Raw genomic sequence first — 19837 nt, 5'->3', positions numbered from 1 at the left:
CTCTATTTATAATTTATTCAACAATAGTCGCATATCTGACTATCGCTGATTTTTATTATAAAGAGAAGCGGCGGCCGTTCAATCGTTAATCCATGCCGTTTTGTACGATATCCGACGTACGGGGGCACATTGTCTAATATCTCATAGGGATCCGTATCCGGCATCGCGGTTCACAGCACGTATTTCTCGAACAACTCGCCGACCTGCTTGGCTGCGAGCTCGGCGGACAGCGGCATCCGGTTCAGGATCCACCATTCCGCGGTACCGACGAAGGCGGAGGCCAGGAAGCGGGCGACCAGCTCCAAGTCCATGTTTTGCAGGGAGGCCTGCGCGCCGATCTTCGCCTTGGTGCCGGCGGCGATGCTTTGAAGCAGGCGTTCGCGGAAGACGGACGTTTTCTGATTGGACAGCATCGTATAGAAAAACGAGAAATTCGCTTCGAAGTAGGAAAACATCGGCTTGAGGTCGTCGATCGGATTGATCGCTTCCGCGGCGCAGGCGGCGAGCATCTTGTCGAGATGGTCTTTGATGCATTGGTCTAGCAGGTCGTATTTGTCCGCGTAGTGAAGGTACAAGGTGCCGCGGTTGACGTTGGCTCGGTCGGCGATATCGTTGATCGTGATGTGGTCGAGGTCCTTTTCCGATACGAGCGCCAGGAACGCCTTCGTAATGGCGTCCCGGGTGCGCAGGATTCGTCTGTCCACTTTGGCCGGCTTTTCCATTTGAACGAGCTCCTCTGCGCAGTTTTACTAATAGAATATCATGCACATCGGTTGAATAATCAACTTTTGTTCATGGACGTAGCGGGAGGTAGCTGCAAGCGAGAAAAGCGCGGTTGCAGAGCAGGTGCGGCGGCGGCGGAGGGCGCTGCAAGCGAGGAATGCGCGGCTGCAGAGAGAGTATGCTCGTGCAAGCGAGAAAAGCGCGGTTGCAGAGGTGCGAGCAATAGGAATAGGTTACTGTAACCTCAAAATCTGAGCTTAGAGCGTTCGAGAGGCGCGTCTCGGGAACTGTAACCTCAAAATCTGAGCTTAGAGCGTCCGAGAGACGCATCTCGGGCGCTGTAACCTCAAAATTTGTGCCTAGAGCTGCGGAAGCGCTCGACTTCAGTACCGTAGCCTCAAAATTTGAGCTTGGAGCGGCGGAAAGCTCGTCTCCGGTTCTGGAGTTCCGTAGCTGCATAAGCTCAAAAACGCACAAAAAGGTACAGCCCCTTAACATACCAGGGACTGTACCTTTTGCAGTCAACGAACCCAGTTTAGCTCAGGCCCGCCTTCGCCAAGCCGAATGCCGCGTCCGCCGAGCCCGGCACGTTTTTGAAGGCGATATTGATCCGGTTCCAGGCGTTGATCGCCATGACGGAGAACGTCAGGTCGGACAGCTCTTTTTCCGAATACTGCCCGCGAACGCGCTCGTAGACCTCGTCCGGCACGCCATGCTCCGGCAGCTTGGTCAGGATCTCGGTCCACGCCAATGCGGCGCGCTCGCGAGGGCTGAACAACGTCGACTCGCGCCAGATCGGCAGATGGTACAGGCGCAGCTCGCTCTCGCCGTTGATCTTCGCTTGCTTGACGTGCATGTCCAGGCAGAAGCCGCAGCCGTTGATCTGGGAAGCGCGGATGTGAACGAGATCGAGAATTTTCAATTCAATGGAGCTGCCATGCTCCGCGTTGCTGAACTCCATCATCTTCTTGAAAAACTCGGGCGATTGCGCCATATAGTTGATTCGTTGCGTCATAGCGGGTATGACCTCCTAGTGGATTGTTTTGTGCTGCATACATATAACGACGGAGCTTCCGATTGTGTGACAAGCCTCCGCGCCGGGACGATCGATCGTTAGTTCGCCGCTTGCTGCCGCTTGCGGATGCTGCCGACGATCCACAGCAGGAGAGGGATCGCGATGTAGAGAGCGGGGTAAAAAACGCCGGTCAACCAAATGTTGCGGAACATGTACGAAAACTGCACGATCTGCGCGCTATAGAGGACGTAGCCCAGCCATACGACGGTCAACAGGCCTGCGATTCGTCTCCAGTTGCGGTAGCCGCTCCATTCGGACAGCCCGTAGCTGAGGATGAACAAGCAGATCGCCAGCTTGATGAAGGCGCCGAGCAGCCAGAGCGGGATATAGAAGACGTCGATGTTTTGAATGAAGTTGAGAATGGACACCATTTTCGTCAGCGAGTAGACGGGGACGACCATTTTGGCCGCCATGTCGGGACCGGTCACGGCCAGCATCGCGAATGTCGCCAGCAGCCCCCAGCCCGCGGACACCGCGGTTCCCCATAAGATCCCGCGCGACGCGGTCCGTTTGTTTTCGGCAAAAAAGAAAAGCATGAGGATGATCGTAGGGTCCAGCATGTAATTGAACGCGCTGAAGGCCCCCATGACGATCTGCAGCCATCCGGAATCGGCGTAGACGGGCAGGATCCGCTTCAGATCCATCTCCTGCGGATTCAGGAACAGCTGGACGTACAAGATCAAGATGAAGATGGGTCCGATCACCTCCGCGCACCGGCTGACCGCCGTGATCCCCCCTTTGTACACCGCATAAAAGACGAGAAAGAGCATGCAGAGGAGGACCGCCGGCATCGGCGTATTGTGCAGCATGACGAGGTTTTGAAAGTTCGCCATATCCTTGACGGTCATGGACATCTGCAGGAACCAGTGCGCGAAGTACGCCGCGACGACGATTTTGCCGAGCATGGTGCCGAGCAAGTCCTTCGTCATCCGCACCAGCGTCTTGTCCCGATTTTGCATGCATACCCGCAGCGCCATCCAGGTGACGCCCATCATGAGACCTCCCCCGAGCAGGATCGAGATCCACGCATCCTGATGCGCCTCATTCACGGCTAGCGTGATCGGGATGTAGGAGAACATGATCATGGACGAGATGCTGGTCATCCAGAACAGCTGGTACCCGCTTAATTTCATCGTGATCCCCCTTCGCTGCGCCTTCATTTCATTTGCCCGCCGCTCGAACCGATGGAGATGAGACTAATATCGGCTTTGACGGTCACGTCGAGCGTCTTGAATCGCTCGTCCCAGTCGTGCTGCCGGGACTTCCACCAGTATGGATAATGCCGGTGGAGATGCTCGCCGATGCCGAAGATGTCCGGCCCCCATTGCTGAATCTTGTTCATCGTCCGCTGAAAATCCCTTTGGATTTCCGCGTTCATGTACCTTTCCGTGTCGGTCATGTTCCGGATTTGGGACATGTCGAGCGAGGTGGTGTTTTCCACGAGATAGGCTTGCGCTTTAACTTCCAATTCGGCGCATTTCGAATCGCCGCAGCTTCTCGTGCGGATGGTGCGCTTCAGATGGACGAGTCTGAAAGACAAGAGGCCCTTTCCGTTTTTCCAAGGGATCGTCAGGCCTTGATACGCTCCCTTGCCGGACATCCAGACCGCGGCGGCGCTTTCGTTTTCGTCCAGGACGCCTTTGATGCGGAGCTGTTTGTTCAGGACGGCAAAGCCGGACAGCGCGGCGAACGGCGTAGACTCCTTGCTGCTCGTCCTCACCTTCTCGATCTGCAGCACCGGCAGCAGGGGCCGAAGACCGTCGGTATAATGCTCGAGGATGAGCTGTCTGGACGAAAACTTCGTTAGCCCGTTAATCTGAAGCTCCTTCCCGGCGGCGATGCTCGTGAGACGCTCCAGGGGATGCCGGAGCATGAGGATCTCCTTGGCGCTGCCGCCCCGGACTACGATCGTCATGTCCCGCATATTGTTGGCGGGGTCCCGGCCCAGCTTGTCGAATAGTTTGCCGGCGTCGTTCTCGTTGAAGAAGGCTTCGCTGACCGCGAGCATAATGCGGTGGCTTGTCATGAGTCTTCGGGACATTTTTCTCTGGATTTTTTCGGACGCTTCGAACACGTCTCTGCCGGTCGCGGACATGACGATGGAGCTCCCGGCGTCGCCGCTGCTCCCACCGCCGCGATTCGGCGGCCCGCTCAGCTGCGAGGGAATAACGATCTGATCGCTGACCTCGATCAGTCCGCCTTCCGCCCGGTCTACCGCCGTTCCCATTACAAAGGCAAGCTGGTTCGGTTCGACGAAGTCCGTGCAGGCCGACAGCGCGATCGATGCGAGAAGACAGCAGGGCAGAAGAAGAAGGAACCGCATCAGCTTTGGCGTCCTTTCTTGTTTCTGCCGCTTTTCATCCAGAACGGATACCGGATGAACAAATCCTTCATCCGCCTGCCGTCGAACGGCGCGATGGGGCTCAAGTACGGCGTGCCGAACGACTCCAGCATGACCAGGTGGATCAGCAAGAAGATGATGCCGTAGGCGAAGCCGACGAAGCCGAGCAAGCCCGTAACGAACAGCAAAATATAGCGGAGGAGCCGGAAAGGGAGGGTGGCGCTGTACCTGGGAATCGTGTATGCGGCTACGCCCGTCAAAGAGATGACGATAATGATCGGCGTGGAGATGATGCCGGCTTCGACGGCGGCCTGCCCGATGACGAGGGCGCCGATGATGCTGACGACCGGGCCCAGCTGATTGGGGAGATGAACGCCGGCCTCCTGCAGCCCGTCGAAGACGAACATCATGAGGAACACCTCGATGACCGTCGGAAACGGAGAGTTTTCCCGCGCGGTCGCGATGCTGATCATGAGATAGCTCGGCACCATCTCCGGATGGAAGGTCGAGAGCGCCACGTAGATCGCCGGCAAGGCGAAGGAGATGAAGGTCATGACGTACCGGATGAACCGGGTGAGCATCACGAACGTGAATCTCTCGAAGTAGTCGTCGGCGGACTGCAGACCCGACCAGAAAGAGACGGGAAGAACGAGCGCGAACGGCGTTCCGCTCGTGAGGAGGGCGACCTTTCCCTGGAGCAAGCTCGCGGTAACGATGTCGGGACGCTCGGTATTTTGAATTTGCGAAAATAAAGAAAACGAGTTGTTTTCGAGCCATTCTTCGATATAGGAGGAATCGATGACGCCTTCCAATTCGATGCCCTTCAGCTTCTCCCGAACGCTGGCCAGCACCTTTTCGTCGGCCATTCCTTGCATGTAGACGAGCATGACTTCGGTGCGCGTATATTCGCCGATCGTAAAAGATTCCATCTTCAGGTCCGCGTGCGCGATTCGCCGTCGGATCAGCGACTGATTCGTGCGGATATTTTCGACGAAGCCTTCCTTCGATCCGCGCAGCGTCGATTCCTTGAGCGGCTCCTGGATGCTTCGCTTCTCGTAGCCCTGGACCTGCGCGACGAGCGCCGACGCTTCGCCGTCCGCCAGGATCGCCATATTGCCCTGCAAAATATGCTTGACGAGGCTCTCGAGCGATTCGTCCGTCAGCACGTTCGCTAGCGGCACCCATTCGCGCCTTAACGTCTCCGCCAGCGTCCGCATGCGGTCGATGCCCTCCGGCAATCCGCCGAAGAGCAGCGGCTTCAGCACGTTCGCCTCGATGCTCTCGACGCTCGCCATGCCGTCCAGGTAGACGAGCAGCAGCGGCGTCCGATCTTGAAGCGCGAAGACGCGGAATACGATATCCGAGCTCGGATGGAACCGTTGCCTGAGATAGGCTTCGTTTTCCTCCAGGCTCCTACTGATGGCGTTGGCTTTCAAGACCGTTCACCCCTCTGCGACGGATTCCATAGCAGGGATATTATGGGCGAAGCGGGATTCGTCTATGCAAAACGAAGCGGCGGCAGCCAAGGCGGCTGCCGCTTCGTTATTCCTTATTCCGATGCTTATTTCCCGCGCGTGAAGTGATACATGCCGCCCTCCGGCTGCGGAAGGTCCGGCCAGGAGCGGCCTTCGCCGTTGAACTGGGGCAGCCAGGGCGCCAGCGCATCCAGCATCTCGTCCACCATGCTCCATACCTGCTCGGTGCTGCAGACCGCGGCCGTGAGCGGGTCGTGCAGCACGGCGAGCTTGACGAGCTCGCGGTTGCCGGTCAGCGCGGCTTCGACGGCCATTTCCTGCACGCTGATGCTGGCCCGGCAGGTAGCGGCGCAAGCCATCGGGAGATCGCCGATGTACGTCGGCGCGATGCCGTTGCGGTCCACGTAGCACGGGATCTCGATCGTGGCGCCGTCCGGCAGGTTCGTGATCATGCCGCGGTTTTCGATGTTGAAGTTGCCGCGGTACGTCTTACCCGTCTCGAGCGCTTCGATGATGTACGAGCCGTGCTCCTCCGAACGCTGTCCAAGCGGGATGGACGCGATCTCGCCGCTCAGCATCTTCGGGTACATCTCCTTGTAGTCGACGAAGCGCGTCAGGCAGTGCTCCAGATAACCCGCCGTCACCCCGCCGATCCATTCCTTCTCGTTGATCCACTTGGACATGTCGGCGGATTTCTTGCGGTACCACGGCAGATATTCGCTTAAGTGGCCGTTCGACTCCGTCGAGTAGTAGCCGAATCTGCGCAGCACGTCGATGCGGCACGGCTCTCTTTGCGGCAGCGTCGGATGGTTCTCGAACGCCTCGAGCAGATGCGGCGTCAGATCCTTGCCCTTGTGGGAAATGTTGATGAACCACGTCTGGTGGTTGATGCCCGCGCAGATCTGGTCGATCTCGTCCTGCGGCAGGCCGAACGCCTCGGCGATCTGCTCGTGGCCGTGCTGCACGCCGTGGCACAGGCCGACGACCCGGACGCCGCCGGCGCGCCGAACGGCCCACGTATTCATCGCCATCGGGTTGGAATAGTTGAGCAGCAGCGCGTTCGGCGCGAGCTCCCGCATATCCTTCGCGATGTCGAGCAGCACCGGGATCGTGCGCAGCGCGAAGAATACGCCGCCTGGGCCGAGCGTATCGCCGACGCATTGCTCGACGCCGTATTTCAGCGGAATCTCGATATCGTGGCGATACGCCTCAAGCCCGCCGACGCGAGCCAGACAGATGACGTAGTCGGCGTCCCTGATCGCTTCGCGCTGGCTGGTCGTCGGCACGATTTTCACTTCCGTCAGACCGTTCGTCTCCAGCATGCGCTCGCTCAGCTTCGTCACCATCTCGAGCGTCTCCGGATCGATGTCCATCAGGCGGAATTCGGTATCGCGGAATTCGGGCACCGACATCAAGTCCATGATCAGCCTGCGCGTGAAATTGATGCTTCCCGCCCCGATCATTGCGATTTTCAACATATTATATCGACCTCCGTATGAAATAATTGCGCATTACTTCCTCTCGGGTAATATCATAGATTCCTGATATATGGGGAGTAAATAGCAGAATATTTTCACCGGATTGATAAAATATTGCGCAGTATTCAGTCGATCAAAATATGATGCTCGGGGATGTCGTCCGTACTGTCGCGGAATTGCTGGGGCGACGCGCCCATCATCTTGCGGAACACTTTGCCGAAATAGCTGCTGTTGTCAAAGCCCGTTGCCGTAGCGATAGCCGCGATGGGCTGGCTTGTCTGCCGGAGGAGCCGGGATGCCGCTTCGATCCGGATCTTGGTCAGATGATGAATCGGCGTGACGCCGGTATGCTTGAGGAACAGCCTGCAAAAATGGTACTTGGACATCCCGGCCTCGGCGGCGATCTGCTCCAGCGTCAGGAAGCGGTGGTAATGCGTCTCCATGAACTTCAAGGCGGCGGCCACCGAATCCGGGACGGGGCGCCCGGCGTCCGGCCTGCCGTCGACGGCCCGCAGGCAGGCGACGATCCATTCATACAGGCGGACGGACAGCTCGTACTTGTCGAGGCCCGTTTTCGACTGCGCGTTCTCCATCATCTCCCACAGCATGGCGATCGGCTGCGCGTTCGGCTTGAAGGACACGACAGGCCCGGCTTTCGCGACGATATCGTTCCAGTAGCCGTCGACATGCCGGCCCGACGCCGTCAAAAATATAAACTCCCAGGGCTCGCCGTCGGCATCCGGGCTGTAGTAATACTCGTGGTTATCCGGCACTGTCACGAAAAAGCCGTGGTGCTTCGGAATGCGATAATGCTTGCCCGCGATCGTCAGATTGCCTTCTCCCGAGAGGGTGTATTGGAACAACGCGAACTTGTCCCCGCGCGTCCGCCCGTTCCAGCGGTAGCTGTCGCTCACGGCGCTCTCCCAGCCGATCGTCCGGATCGCCATCAAGGCGTCCGTCGGCTCCGCATACCGGAATCCAAAGTTGGTCCTGAGCAATATAATGCGACCTCCAACTCAATTATTTGCGATTGAAGTAAGGATGAATTTGACCTACATTCAAAAATATCAACGCTAAATTTGCAAATATTGTACTACAAATCGGCGCTCGCGCGTCGAGATCATTTACGGGAAAGGTGCGATGGAAGATGCCGACGATCGATATGCCGCTTGAGCAGCTGGGCACGTATGCAGGGAGGAACCCGAAGCCCGCCGACTTCGACGCTTATTGGGAGCGGGCGCTCGCGGAGATGAGGGGGATCGAGCCCGAGGCGGAGATCGTCGAGAGCGACTTCAAGGTTCCCGGCGCGGACTGCTATCATCTATACTTCACCGGCGTCGGCGGCGCGCGCATTCATGCCAAGTACGTTCGGCCGAAGCACGTTCAGGAGCCCCATCCGGCGGTGCTGCAATTCCACGGGTACGCGCATCATTCGGGCGACTGGATCGACAAGCTGGGCTATGCGGCTGCGGGCTTTTCCGTGCTGGCGATGGACTGCCGCGGGCAGGGCGGCAGATCCGAGGATAAAGGCGTGATCAGAGGAACCACGTTCAGGGGACATATCGTCCGCGGGCTCGACGATCATCCGGACCGGCTGCTGTTCCGCGATATTTTCCTCGACGCGGCGCAGCTGGCCGGCATCGCGATGTCGCTGCCGGAAGTGGATGCCGGCAGGGTGGGCACGATCGGAGGCTCGCAGGGCGGCGGTCTCGCGCTGGCCTGCGCGGCGCTTGAGCCGCGCATCAGTCGAGCTGCGCCGAGCGTCCCGTTCCTGTGCGATTACAGACGCGTATGGGAGATGGATCTGGCAAGGGACGCCTATGAGGAGCTGCGAACCTATTTCCGCCTCTTCGATCCCCAGCACAGGCGCGAAGAAGAGATTTTCGAGAAGCTGGGTTATATCGACGTGCAGCATCTGGCTGACCGGATCCGGGGAGAGGTCATGATGGGCGTAGGTCTGCTGGACACGGTATGTCCGCCGTCCACGCAGTTCGCGGCCTACAACAAGATCGTCGCGGAGAAGCGGCTGGAGATTTATCACGACTACGTGCACGAACGGCTGGCCGACTTCGAGGACAAGGCGCTGCAATTCATGCTGGGCATGTAGCGCGGGAGGGGGCGGGGCGCGCTACTGTACGAAGAGGAGCGACGCCGCCCCTCTTTTTTGTTATTCTGTTGTTGAAGCGGCAGGCCGGCGATGTCCCCGGCGCTGCCAGATCGCGGCGGAGGGTTGTCATGGGAACATTTTTGAAAGCGCTAACAATTTATCCCAAACTCGTGTTGTCCTTTTTGCTCATGATCATCCCCATCTACCTGTCCAGCCTGCTCATGAACCAGTCGGGACATGATGTCGTCAAGAAGCAGATTTCGGCTTCGATGGCGTCGCGCGTCCATTTTTACTTGTCTTCCCTGGAGACGGAGTTGGCCCGGCTCCGCCGTCTCCAGATGGAGTACGTGAGCGACGACGATCTGCTCAGCCTGGGCACGGCGGTCTCCCGGATGAACGACTTCGAGCGCTCGCGTACCATTCTGTCGGTGAAAAGCAAGTTGTATCTTCTCAAGAGTTCCAGCCCGTTCGTGGAAAACGTGAAGCTGTACGTGCCCGCCTTAGGGCGCAGCATTATGGCCAACAATTACGACGACACGATTCCGGAGGCGGAGCTAAGCGCCATGCTCGAGCCGCGGAACATGAGCTCGCCCGTCTTCGGCTTCCAGGATCGATTGCTGCTGAGCGGCGTGTATCCGGACGCGATCTACGTGAACCGCCAGCCGGTGCTGGCCATCGAGATCGAGCTGTCCAAGGCGGAGATCGTCCGCACGCTCTCGTCGATGGCGAACGGGGAGCAGGGAGGCGCGGTTTGGATGAGCGCCGACGGCACGTGGGACGTGGCGTCGGGACTTCAGACGACGGTGCTGTCCGAGCTGACGGGGGCAATCGGGACCGAGCGGGCGGACGGCCGCGCCTCCGCGCCCGGCCAGTTCACGATGAAGACGGAGGCCGGGTCCTTTTTCGTAGCCCATGAATATTCCTCGGTCATCGATTCGACGCTTGCGGTGCTGGTGCCGGCGGAGAAGGTGATGCAGCCCCTCAACCGCCATCGCGACTGGATCTGGCTGCTCTCGCTCATCGCGTTGGTGCTGGTCGTCGCTTTTTCTTACTGGATTCACCAGCTCATCCATAAGCCGATCAAGCGGCTGGTCGTCTCCTTCCGCAAGGTGGAGAAGGGCGACCTCGGCGTGCGCGTCTATCATCGCAACCAGGACGAGTTCCATTACCTGTACAACCAGTTCAACCACATGCTCGGCCGGATCGAGACGCTCATCGGCGAAGTGTACGAGCAGCAGATCCGGTCGCAGCGCTCCGAGCTCAAGCAGCTGCAGTCGCAGATCAATCCCCACTTTTTCTACAACAGCTTCTTCATCCTACAGGGTCTGGTGCAGATGCGGGAGCACGAGCTGGCGGACAAGATGTTCCGTCATCTGGGCAGCTACTTCCAGTTCATCACGCGAAACGGGGCGGAGACGGTCACGCTCAAGCAAGAGATGAATCACGCGGGCTCGTACGTCGAGATTCAGAAGTTCCGGTTCTCGGGAACGATCGGGGTGGAACAGGAGGAGCTGCCCGCGGCCTGGGCGCAGACGCTAGTGCCGCGCCTCATCGTGCAGCCGCTCATCGAGAACGCCTACTTGCACGGGCTCGAGAACAAGACCGGCGACGGCCGGCTGCGGATCGGCTTCCGGGAGGCGCCGGACGGGCGGCTGTTCATCGGGATCGAGGACAACGGAGAAGAGCTGGACGATCTTCGGCTGGAGCGGCTGCGCAAGTCCGTATCCGCGGCGGACCGGGCGATGGAGACGACGGGCCTGCTGAACATCCACCGCAGGCTGCAGCTCAAGTTCGGGCCGGACTGCGGGCTGTCGCTGTCGCGGAGCGCGCTCGGCGGGCTGAAGGCGGAGCTGTCGATACGCAAAGACAAGGGGGATTCGGCATGATTCGATTGCTGATCGTGGACAATGAGCGCTGGATCGTCGACAGTCTGCTGGACCTGTTCGGGCGTCCGGGCAAGCTTGAGTTGGAGACGTTCGGCGCCTACTCCGCCATGGAGGCGCTGGAGGTGCTGGGACGGATGAAGATCGACATCGTCCTGTCCGACATCCGGATGCCGGGCATGGACGGGCTCGCGCTGCAGCGGGAGATCGTCAGGCAGTGGCCTTGGTGCAAGATCGTCTTCCTGAGCGGCTACGACGACTTCGACTATATTCAGCAGGCGCTGCGGGGCGGCGGGGTCGACTACCTGCTCAAGACGGAGGGGCACGAGGCGGTCGTCACAGCCGTTGAGCGGGCGGCGGCGCAGCTGTACGAGGCGGTGGAGTCGCGCCAGCTGATCCTGAACGCGGAACGCCAGATGCAGCTGGCGAGGCCGCTGCTCGTGAACGAGTATCTGCTGGCGCTGGCGGGCGGCGATCCGGAGGCGCTTCGCAAGCGTCAAACGCGGCTGCCGGAACTGCAACTGCCGCTGGCCGGCGACGCTGACACCCTGCTCGTGCTGGGACGGGTCGACGATTGGCGCGACGGCTTCAGCGGCGGCGACAAGGATTTGATGCTGTACGCGATCTCGAACATCGCCGAGGAATACTTCGCCAAGTCAGTGTCCTGCGCGACCGTAAGCTTCGAGCAGAACAAGCTGCTGTGGTTCGTGCAGTCGAAGCCGGAGCCGGAGACGGAGCAGGACGTCGCGTCCGGCGGTCGGCCGCAAGCGAGTGAGGACGCGCGCAAGCGTCTCGTCCGGTTCGCCCAGGGGACGATCGAGACGATCCAGGGCGCGTGCAAGCAGCTGCTCCAGCTGAGCGTCTCCTTCGCGGCTGCGGACGAGCCGAGGGAGTGGGAACGGGTTCCCGGGCAGTTCCATGCGCTGAAGCGTCTGCTCGGCCGCGGCCTGGGCCTGGGGCAGGAACTGATCCTGCTGGACCGGCCGGCCCGGGACGGCGCCGACGAGCGGCCCGACGTCCAGACGCAAGAGACGCGCAGCCAGCTCGACAAGATCAGTACGCTGGCGGCTTATTTGGAGAACGGCGAGAGCACGCGGTTTTTTGCGGAGTACGCGCGGCTGATGGCGCTCGGAGCGATGGAGGAGCAGCGTGCCGAACTGCTGAGGCTGGAAATCTACTACTCGCTCGTCCCGATCTTTCTGGCGGAGATCAATCGATGGGGAATCCAGGAGGAGCTGAGCGGGACGATCGATCTCGGCAGGATGACCCGATACGACATTCATCCGTCCTGGCATGCGGCGGAGGAATACTTCGCGGCGCTGGCCGAGCGCCTGTTCGCGCTCAAGCGCGCCGAGCGGTCGGACCGCGAGGACGACCTGATCCGCCACGTTCGGCGCTACGTGGAGCACAATCTGGCGGGCGATCTGTCGCTGACCCGCATCGGCGAAGTCGTCGGCTACAATCCGTATTATCTAACCCGCCTGTACAAGCAGCTGACCGGCGAGGGGCTGACGGATTACATCGCCGCGACGCGTCTGGCGCGGGCGCAGAAGCTGCTCGCGGGCAATCAGCTGACTGCCCAGGATATCTCGAGGGCCGTCGGCTTTATGACCGAGCAGTCCTTTTACCGCTTCTTCAAGAAAGAGACGGGCCTGACGCCCCAGGAGTACAAGGAGCGGTCGGCGATATCCAAAACGGATCGTTAAATATGAAAAACGGCGAGTAGAGGACGTCTGTGACCCCCCTCTATAATGGGCTCAGTAAGAGAACGAAGCCTGCTCTTGCAGGAGTCCTGGGGAGGGGAAAAGTTTGAAAAACAATCAACGAATGGCGCTCTTGAGCGGCATACTGGCTAGCGCGATCGCAGCGACGGGCTGCAGCGACGGCGGCAATAACGCGGCTAGCGCGGAGCCGTCGGGCAAGGCGACGGGCTCGGCGGCAACATCGGGGCAGTCTTCGGCAACGACCGGAAATGGCGACCCGTTCGGCAAGTACGATCCGCCGATCGAGCTCCATATCGCGCGGGCCGTCGATCAGGCCTGGACCTATCCGCAGGGCGACAGCATCGACGACAACGTCTGGTACCGCGAGTACGAGAAGCTGCTTGGCGTCAAGATCGTGCACGACTGGACGGCGCTGACGGGCGAGTACAACCGCAAGCTGAACGTCTCGATCGCATCGGGAAGCCTGCCTGAGGTATTCTCCGTATCGGCGAGCCAGCTTAAGCAATTGGCGGACGCCGGACAATTGGAAGATCTCACGGACGTCTACGAGAAATACGCTTCCGACCATACGAAGAAGCTTCAGGCGGGAGACGGGGGCGCGGCGCTCGCTTCCGCCACGTTTAACGGCAAACTACTGGCCATTCCGGTCGTTAACGCGCCTTTCTTCGAATCGAATCTTTTGTGGGTGCGCACGGACTGGCTGGAAAAGCTGAATCTGTCCGAGCCGAAGGCGCTGGACGACGTGTTCAAGATCTCGGAAGCGTTTACGAAGCAGGATCCGGACGGCAACGGCAAGGACGACACGTACGGCCTGGCGGTCAACAACTATCTGTACGGCCCGATCACCTCGATCACCGGGCTCTCCAACGCCTATCACGCTTACCCGCAGACATGGTTGAAGGACGTTTCCGGCAAGGTCGTCTACGGCTCGACGCAGCCGGAGATGAAGCAGACGCTGGCCAAGCTGCAGGAGATGTACAAGGCGGGCCAGCTCGATCGCGAATTTGGCGTCAAGGACAGCAACAAAGTGGCTGAAGATATAGCGGCGGGCAAGTTCGGGATGGCTTTCGGCGCCTTCTGGAATCCGGCGGTACTCGTCGATGCCGTCCGGAAGAATCCGGGCATGGAATGGAAGTCGTATGCCGTGTCCGCCGTGGACGGTGCCTTGGTCAAAGCCAACGTCGGCTTCTCGGCAAGCGGATATACCGTCGTGCGTAAAGGCGCAAAGCATCCTGAAGCCGTCGTTAAAATGCTTAATCTGTTCGAAGAGCTCGTACACGGCTCAAGAAGGGATGAAGGCCAGTTCATCACGGTCGTAGAGAACGGAAACAGCATTAACACAAGCCGATTAGCCGTCGTGCAGTCGGGCGTCTCCAACGAGGGAGCGATAGATTCAATCGACTTGCTTAGACAGGCCGTAAACAACGAGGACGTCAGCATTTTGAAAGACGCCGTGACCGCCACGGATTTCTATCAACCGACGGTCGATTACAGGAAAGACAAAAAAATAGAGAATTGGACGATGGCCCACCAGTTCCAGGGACTGGAGGTTCTCCTGGATAACTATACGGGCGATCGGCTGCTTATGACCGCATTCGGCGGACAGACGCCGACAATGACGGAAAAATGGGCGACATTGGACAAGTTGGAAAAGGAGATATTCACGAAAATCGTGATGGGCGCCGCGTCCGTCGATGAGTTCGACACGTTCGTTGCCGATTGGAACAAACTTGGCGGGGCGGACATTCTTAAGGAGATTAACGAATGGCTCGATTCCCAGAAGGGTTGAAATTATCGCAGACTTGCCGAATATCCAAAACGGATAACGAAAAGTGAAAATCGGCGAGTAGAGGGCGATTCCGCGCCGGCTCTATAATGAACTCATGCAAGGCACGACGCATTTATTCATGGGCTCGAAGGGGGAAACGAGTTTGAAAAGAAATCAACGAATCGTGCTCGTCTGCGGCATCCTGGCTTGCGCGCTTGCGGCATCCGGCTGCAGCGACTCGGGCAAAAACGCGGCAAGCACCGAGCCGTCGGGCAAGGCGAATGGCTCGTCTGCCGCATCCGGCACCGCATCGGCATCCGCATCGGCGGCTGCGGAGAAGGGGGACCCGTTCGGCAAGTTCGACCCGCCGATCGAGCTTCATGTCGCACGGGCGGTCGACCAGACCTGGGCCTATCCGAAGGGCGACAGCATCGACAACAATGTCTGGTACCGCGAATACGAGAATCTGCTCGGCATCAAGATCGTGCACGACTGGACGGCGCTGACGAGCGAGTACAACCGCAAGCTGAACGTCTCGATCGCCTCCGGCAGCCTGCCCGAGCTGTTCGCCGTATCGGCCAGCCAGCTCAAGCAGCTCGCCGATGCCGGGCAGCTCGAGGACCTGACTGAAGTTTACGAAAAGTACGCCTCCGACCATACGAAGGAGCTGCAGCACGGCGACGGCGGCGCGGCGCTGGCGTCGGCCACGTTTAACGGCAAGCTGCTCGCCATCCCGGTCGTCAACGCGCCGATCTACGAGCCGAACCTGCTGTGGATCCGCACGGACTGGCTCAAAAAGCTGAATCTGTCCGAGCCGAAGACGCTGGACGACGTGCTCAAGATTGCGGAAGCGTTTACGAAGCAGGATCCGGACGGCAACGGCAAGCCCGACACGTACGGCCTGGCGGTCAACAACTATTTGTACGGCCCGATCACTTCGATTACGGGGCTGTCCAACGCCTTCCACGCTTATCCGCAAACGTGGGTGAAGGACGCTTCGGGCAAGGTCGTCTACGGCTCGACGCAGCCGGAGATGAAGCAGACGCTGGCCAAGCTGCAGGAAATGTACAAGGCCGGCGAGCTCGACCGCGAATTCGGCGTCAAGGACGGCACCAAGGTCGCCGAGGATATCGCCGCCAACAAGTTCGGCATGGCGTTCGGCGCGAATTGGAACCCGTACGTATTCCTCGACGCCGTCAAGAAAAATCCGGGCATGGACTGGATGCCGTTCCCCGTGCCGTCCGTCGACGGCACCCCGACCAAAGCGAACGTAGGCTTCTCCGCCAGCGGCTACGTCGTCGTGCGCAAGGGCGCCAAGCATCCGGAGGCGGCCATTAAAATGCTGAACCTGCACGAGGAGGTCGTGCACGGCTCGCGCCGCAATGAAGGACAGTTCATTACCGTCGAAGAGAACGGAGAACGAATCAATACGTCGCCGATGTCGCTCGTGCAGTCCGGCGTCTCCGACCAGGGCGTGCTGGATTCGCTGACCCTGCTGCGCAAAGCGATCGAGAACGAGGACGAGAGCCTGCTTAAGGACGCGCTGACGGAGACCGACAAATACGGTCCGACGGTAGATTACCTCAAGACGGGCAATATCGAAAACTGGGCGGTCGCCCACCAGTACTTCGGTTTCGTGACTACGATGGACAATTACACCGGCGACCGGCTGCTGATGACCGCGTTCGGCGGCCAGACGCCGACGATGACCGACAAGTGGGCGACGCTCGACAAGCTGGAGAAGGAGACGTTCACGAAGATCATTATGGGCGCCGCTTCGGTAGACGAATTCGATACCTTCGTGACGGACTGGAACAAGCTCGGCGGCGAGGCGATCCTGAAGGAGATCAACGATTGGCTGAGCGCGCAGAAGTAGAAACGAACGCACGGACGCTCGAAGCATAGATAGGCGAAGGGGAGACGGTCCTGACCATTCTCCCCTTCTTCCGTCATGCCTTGAATCGGCGTCCGAAAGCGGAGATTAGGGAAAAAGGCGGTGAAGTACGAAATGAAAGCGGCAAAATGGATGAGGGAATTGCCTTTGCACCTGCTGCTCCTGCCCGGCCTCATTCTGGTGCTCGTATACAGTTACGTTCCGATGCTCGGCGTCGTGATCGCGTTCCAGAAGTTCACGATCTTCAGCGGCTGGTTCGGATCGCCGTGGATCGGACTGGACAACTTCAAGTTCGTGCTGGATATGCCGAACACCGGACAGGTCATCTGGAACACGCTGTTTATCGCCTGCATGAAAATTATCGCGGGGCTCTTCGTCCCCATCGTCATCGCGCTGCTGCTGAACGAGGTGACCCGCTCGTTCATCAAGCGCGGCGTGCAGACGCTGATCTATCTGCCCCATTTTCTATCCTGGGTCATCCTGGGCGGCATTCTCATCGATCTGCTGTCGCCGTCCGAGGGCATCGTGAACGCCATGCTGGGCAAGCTCGGCATCGAACCGATCTTTTTCCTGGCGGACAATCGCTGGTTCCCGGCGGTGCTGATCCTTTCCGACGTCTGGAAGGAGTTCGGCTTCAGCACGATCGTCTATCTGGCCGCGATCACGAGCGTGAATCCGACGCTGTACGAGGCGGCGGTCATGGACGGAGCCGGGCGCTGGAAACAGACGCGCCATATCACGCTGCCCGGCATGATGCCGATCATCGTGCTCATGGTGACGCTGAGCCTCGGCAACGTGCTGAATGCCGGCTTCGACCAGGTGTTCAACCTGGCCAATCCGCTCGTGTACGAGAGCGGGGACATCCTCGACACGATGATCTACCGGATCGCGTTCAACGACGCGCAGTACGGCGTGGCGACGGCCGTCGGCCTGTTCAAGTCCGTCGTGTCCTTCCTGCTCATATCGGTCTCCTATTGGCTGGCCTACCGGCTGGCGAACTATCGCATTTTCTAGAGAGAGGAGAGATCCCGCTTGCATCACATCTCCCCGGCCAGACGCGCGTTTCTCGTCCTGAATGCCGCATTTTTAAGCTTGCTGGCCATCCTTTGCTTCCTGCCGCTCATCCATGTCCTCGCGGTGTCGTTCAGCGAGAGCGCGGCGGTCGCCGCCGGGCAGGTCACGTTCTGGCCGGTCGATTTTACGCTCAAGTCGTACGACTTTATCATCAGCAGGCCCGAATTCATGCGCTCCTTCGTCATTACGCTCGAGCGCGTGCTGCTGGGCACCGCCATCAACATGCTGCTGACGATCATGATCGCGTATCCGCTGTCCAAGGATGTACGGACGTTTCGGATGCGCACGTTTTACGTCTGGATCTTCGTCTTCACGATTCTTTTCGCAGGCGGACTTGTCCCCTGGTACATGACGATCAAGTATACGGGCCTGCTCGATTCGGTGTGGGCGCTAGTCATTCCCGGCGCGGTCCCCGTGTTCAACGTCATCCTGCTGCTGAACTTCTTCCGGGGGCTGCCCAAGGAGCTGGAGGAGTCGTGCTTCATCGACGGCGCCGGCCATTTGCGCACGCTCTGGACGATCTACGTCCCGCTGTCGCTGCCGGGCCTGGCCACCGTTGGCCTGTTCACGATCGTCGGGCACTGGAACGCCTGGTTCGACGGCCTGATCCTGATGAACAAGCCGGAGCACTATCCGCTGTCCTCCTATTTGCAGACGATCATCATCAATTTCGACTTTTCGCACGTGAAGCAGGAAGACCTATACAAGCTGTCGGCGATCTCGACCCGTACCTCCAAGGCGGCGCAGATCATCGTCGGCGCGCTGCCGATCCTGCTGGCTTATCCGTTTTTGCAAAAATACTTTGTCAAAGGCATCGTGCTGGGGAGCGTGAAGGAGTAAATGAGCGACTTTTTTTACCGGCCGGCGGACGGCGTGCTGGCGGACGTTATCCCGTTCTACGAGGACGGCGAGTTCAAGCTGCTGTATCTGAAGGATTGGCGCGACAAGGAAAACTTCGGCGAAGGGACGCCCTGGTTCCTGCTCGGAACGAAGGACTTCGTGAACTATACCGAATACGGCGAGGTACTGCCGAGAGGCGGCGAGTCGGAGCAGGACCTGTACATCTACACCGGCTGCATCCTGAAGGTCGGCGATCTGTATCATATTTTTTACACGGGCAACAACTTCCACTATCCCGCCCAAGGCAAGCTCCAGCAGGCGGTCATGCATGCGACCAGCACCGATCTGCTTCACTGGACCAAGCTTCCGGAGGATGCCTTCTACGCGCCCGCCGACCGTTACGAGCAGCATGACTGGCGCGATCCGTTCGTCTTCTGGAACGAGGAGGCCGGGGAGTACTGGATGCTGCTGGCCGCGCGGCTCAAGGAGGGACCGAGCCGGAGGCGGGGCTGCGTCGCGCTGTGCGCCTCGAAGGATCTGAGCAGCTGGGAGGTGCGCGAGCCGTTCTGGGCGCCGTCGCTGTATACGACTCACGAATGCCCGGATCTCTTTAAAATGGGGGACTGGTGGTATCTCGTGTATTCCACTTTCTCGGACCGCACCGTCACCCACTACCGGATGAGTAAGTTGCTGGCGGGACCCTGGCTGGCGCCGGAGAACGATACGTTCGACAATCGCGCCTTCTACGCGGCCAAGACGTGGACCGACGGCGAGCGGCGCTATGCGTTCGGCTGGAACCCGACGCGTGAGGGCGAGCACGACGAAGGGACCTGGCAGTGGGGCGGCAATCTGGTCGTTCACGAACTTGCGCAGCAGGCCGACGGCTCGCTGACGGTGCGGATGCCGGATACGGTGCGGGCGGCGATGGCGAGGCGGGCGGATGCTGAGCTGCGCGAGGCCGTGGGCAGGTGGGAGATCGGCGGGAGAAGCGGAGGCGCCGAGGCTGCAGGTGCATGCAAGGCTGCCGTCGAAGCGCGGGATTCGTTCGCGGCTGCCGCTACGTCATCGCTGCCGTCCAGATGCAGGCTGTCGGTGACCGTGAACTTCGGGGCGGACACGCGCGGCTGCGGCGTATTGCTGCGGACGGACGATGCGCTCGACCGGGGCTACATGATCCGGCTCGAGCCCGGGCGGCAGCGCCTCGTGTTCGACCGCTGGCCGCGAAAAGGAGACGTTCCCTTCGAGGTCGGCCTCGAGCGTCCGGTCGCGTTGACGCCGGGCGTCGCCTGCCGGCTCGACATCGTGATCGACGGCACGGTTTGCGAGGTATACGTGGACGACACGGTCGCAATGAGCGCGCGGCTGTACGACCATCGAGAGGGGGGATGGGGGCTGTTCGTGAGCGAAGGCAGCGCAAGCTTCGATACCGTATTGCTTGAACCGTAAGGCTCGAAA

The 19837-nt window shown here is 59.7% G+C and carries 15 protein-coding genes; 8 read left to right on the top strand and 7 right to left on the bottom strand.

Going from position 1 to position 19837, the window contains the following annotated elements:
• Window positions 1–170 precede the first annotated feature (170 nt).
• The 7 genes from BM235_RS03455 to BM235_RS03425 all read right to left on the bottom strand — a co-directional run bounded on the left by BM235_RS03455 (window position 171) and on the right by BM235_RS03425 (window position 8090).
• Window positions 171–722, bottom strand: a complete 552-nt coding sequence (locus tag BM235_RS03455) for a TetR/AcrR family transcriptional regulator (protein WP_090109290.1) — start codon at window positions 720–722, stop codon at window positions 171–173.
• A 536-nt stretch (window positions 723–1258) separates the two neighbouring features.
• A complete protein-coding gene (locus tag BM235_RS03450; RefSeq protein ID WP_090109288.1) occupies window positions 1259–1738 on the bottom strand; it encodes a carboxymuconolactone decarboxylase family protein in 480 nt (159 codons plus the stop codon).
• A 98-nt stretch (window positions 1739–1836) separates the two neighbouring features.
• Window positions 1837–2931 (bottom strand): GerAB/ArcD/ProY family transporter, encoded by a 1095-nt coding sequence (locus tag BM235_RS03445; RefSeq protein ID WP_158543676.1) that lies wholly within the window; start codon window positions 2929–2931, stop codon window positions 1837–1839.
• A 23-nt stretch (window positions 2932–2954) separates the two neighbouring features.
• Complete coding sequence (locus BM235_RS03440) at window positions 2955–4121, bottom strand: Ger(x)C family spore germination protein (RefSeq protein ID WP_090109284.1); 1167 nt, start codon at window positions 4119–4121, stop codon at window positions 2955–2957.
• Window positions 4121–5575: a spore germination protein gene (locus BM235_RS03435; protein WP_255374033.1), complete on the bottom strand. Its 1455-nt coding sequence runs from the start codon at window positions 5573–5575 to the stop codon at window positions 4121–4123. Before BM235_RS03435 ends, BM235_RS03440 begins: the two co-directional genes overlap by 1 nt.
• Window positions 5576–5700: 125 nt before the next feature.
• Window positions 5701–7092: an alpha-glucosidase/alpha-galactosidase gene (locus BM235_RS03430; RefSeq protein WP_090109272.1), complete on the bottom strand. Its 1392-nt coding sequence runs from the start codon at window positions 7090–7092 to the stop codon at window positions 5701–5703.
• Window positions 7093–7217: 125 nt separating this feature from the next.
• Window positions 7218–8090 carry an AraC family transcriptional regulator gene (locus BM235_RS03425; RefSeq protein WP_090109269.1) on the bottom strand — a complete coding sequence of 291 codons (873 nt, stop codon included), beginning with the start codon at window positions 8088–8090 and terminating at the stop codon, window positions 7218–7220.
• 149 nt (window positions 8091–8239) lie between these two features.
• On the opposite strand from BM235_RS03425, the gene BM235_RS03420 reads away from it, so the two are divergent.
• The 8 genes from BM235_RS03420 to BM235_RS03385 all read left to right on the top strand — a co-directional run bounded on the left by BM235_RS03420 (window position 8240) and on the right by BM235_RS03385 (window position 19828).
• The gene (locus tag BM235_RS03420) at window positions 8240–9199 is read left to right on the top strand and encodes an alpha/beta fold hydrolase (RefSeq protein ID WP_090109267.1); all 960 of its coding nucleotides are present in this window, start codon (window positions 8240–8242) and stop codon (window positions 9197–9199) included.
• 128 nt (window positions 9200–9327) lie between these two features.
• Window positions 9328–11085 carry a sensor histidine kinase gene (locus tag BM235_RS03415; RefSeq protein WP_090109265.1) on the top strand — a complete coding sequence of 586 codons (1758 nt, stop codon included), beginning with the start codon at window positions 9328–9330 and terminating at the stop codon, window positions 11083–11085.
• The gene (locus tag BM235_RS03410) at window positions 11082–12788 is read left to right on the top strand and encodes a response regulator transcription factor (protein WP_090109263.1); all 1707 of its coding nucleotides are present in this window, start codon (window positions 11082–11084) and stop codon (window positions 12786–12788) included. Before BM235_RS03415 ends, BM235_RS03410 begins: the two co-directional genes overlap by 4 nt.
• A 103-nt stretch (window positions 12789–12891) precedes the next feature.
• Window positions 12892–14595 (top strand): extracellular solute-binding protein, encoded by a 1704-nt coding sequence (locus tag BM235_RS03405; protein WP_090109252.1) that lies wholly within the window; start codon window positions 12892–12894, stop codon window positions 14593–14595.
• Between the two features lie 142 nt (window positions 14596–14737).
• Window positions 14738–16450 carry an extracellular solute-binding protein gene (locus BM235_RS03400; RefSeq protein WP_158543675.1) on the top strand — a complete coding sequence of 571 codons (1713 nt, stop codon included), beginning with the start codon at window positions 14738–14740 and terminating at the stop codon, window positions 16448–16450.
• Between the two features lie 132 nt (window positions 16451–16582).
• On the top strand, window positions 16583–17482 hold the full coding sequence (locus BM235_RS03395) for an ABC transporter permease (protein WP_090109248.1): 900 nt from the start codon (window positions 16583–16585) through the stop codon (window positions 17480–17482).
• An 18-nt stretch (window positions 17483–17500) separates the two neighbouring features.
• Window positions 17501–18382 carry a carbohydrate ABC transporter permease gene (locus tag BM235_RS03390; protein WP_090109246.1) on the top strand — a complete coding sequence of 294 codons (882 nt, stop codon included), beginning with the start codon at window positions 17501–17503 and terminating at the stop codon, window positions 18380–18382.
• A complete protein-coding gene (locus tag BM235_RS03385; protein WP_090109244.1) occupies window positions 18383–19828 on the top strand; it encodes a glycoside hydrolase family 32 protein in 1446 nt (481 codons plus the stop codon). It abuts the gene before it with no gap.
• The last annotated feature ends 9 nt before the right edge of the window (window positions 19829–19837 follow it).

It is taken from the genome of Cohnella sp. OV330, assembly GCF_900112065.1.
Classification (GTDB): domain Bacteria; phylum Bacillota; class Bacilli; order Paenibacillales; family Paenibacillaceae; genus Cohnella.
The sequence above is the reverse complement of the archived record's forward strand: the minus strand, read 5'-3'. Positions and strand labels throughout refer to the sequence as shown.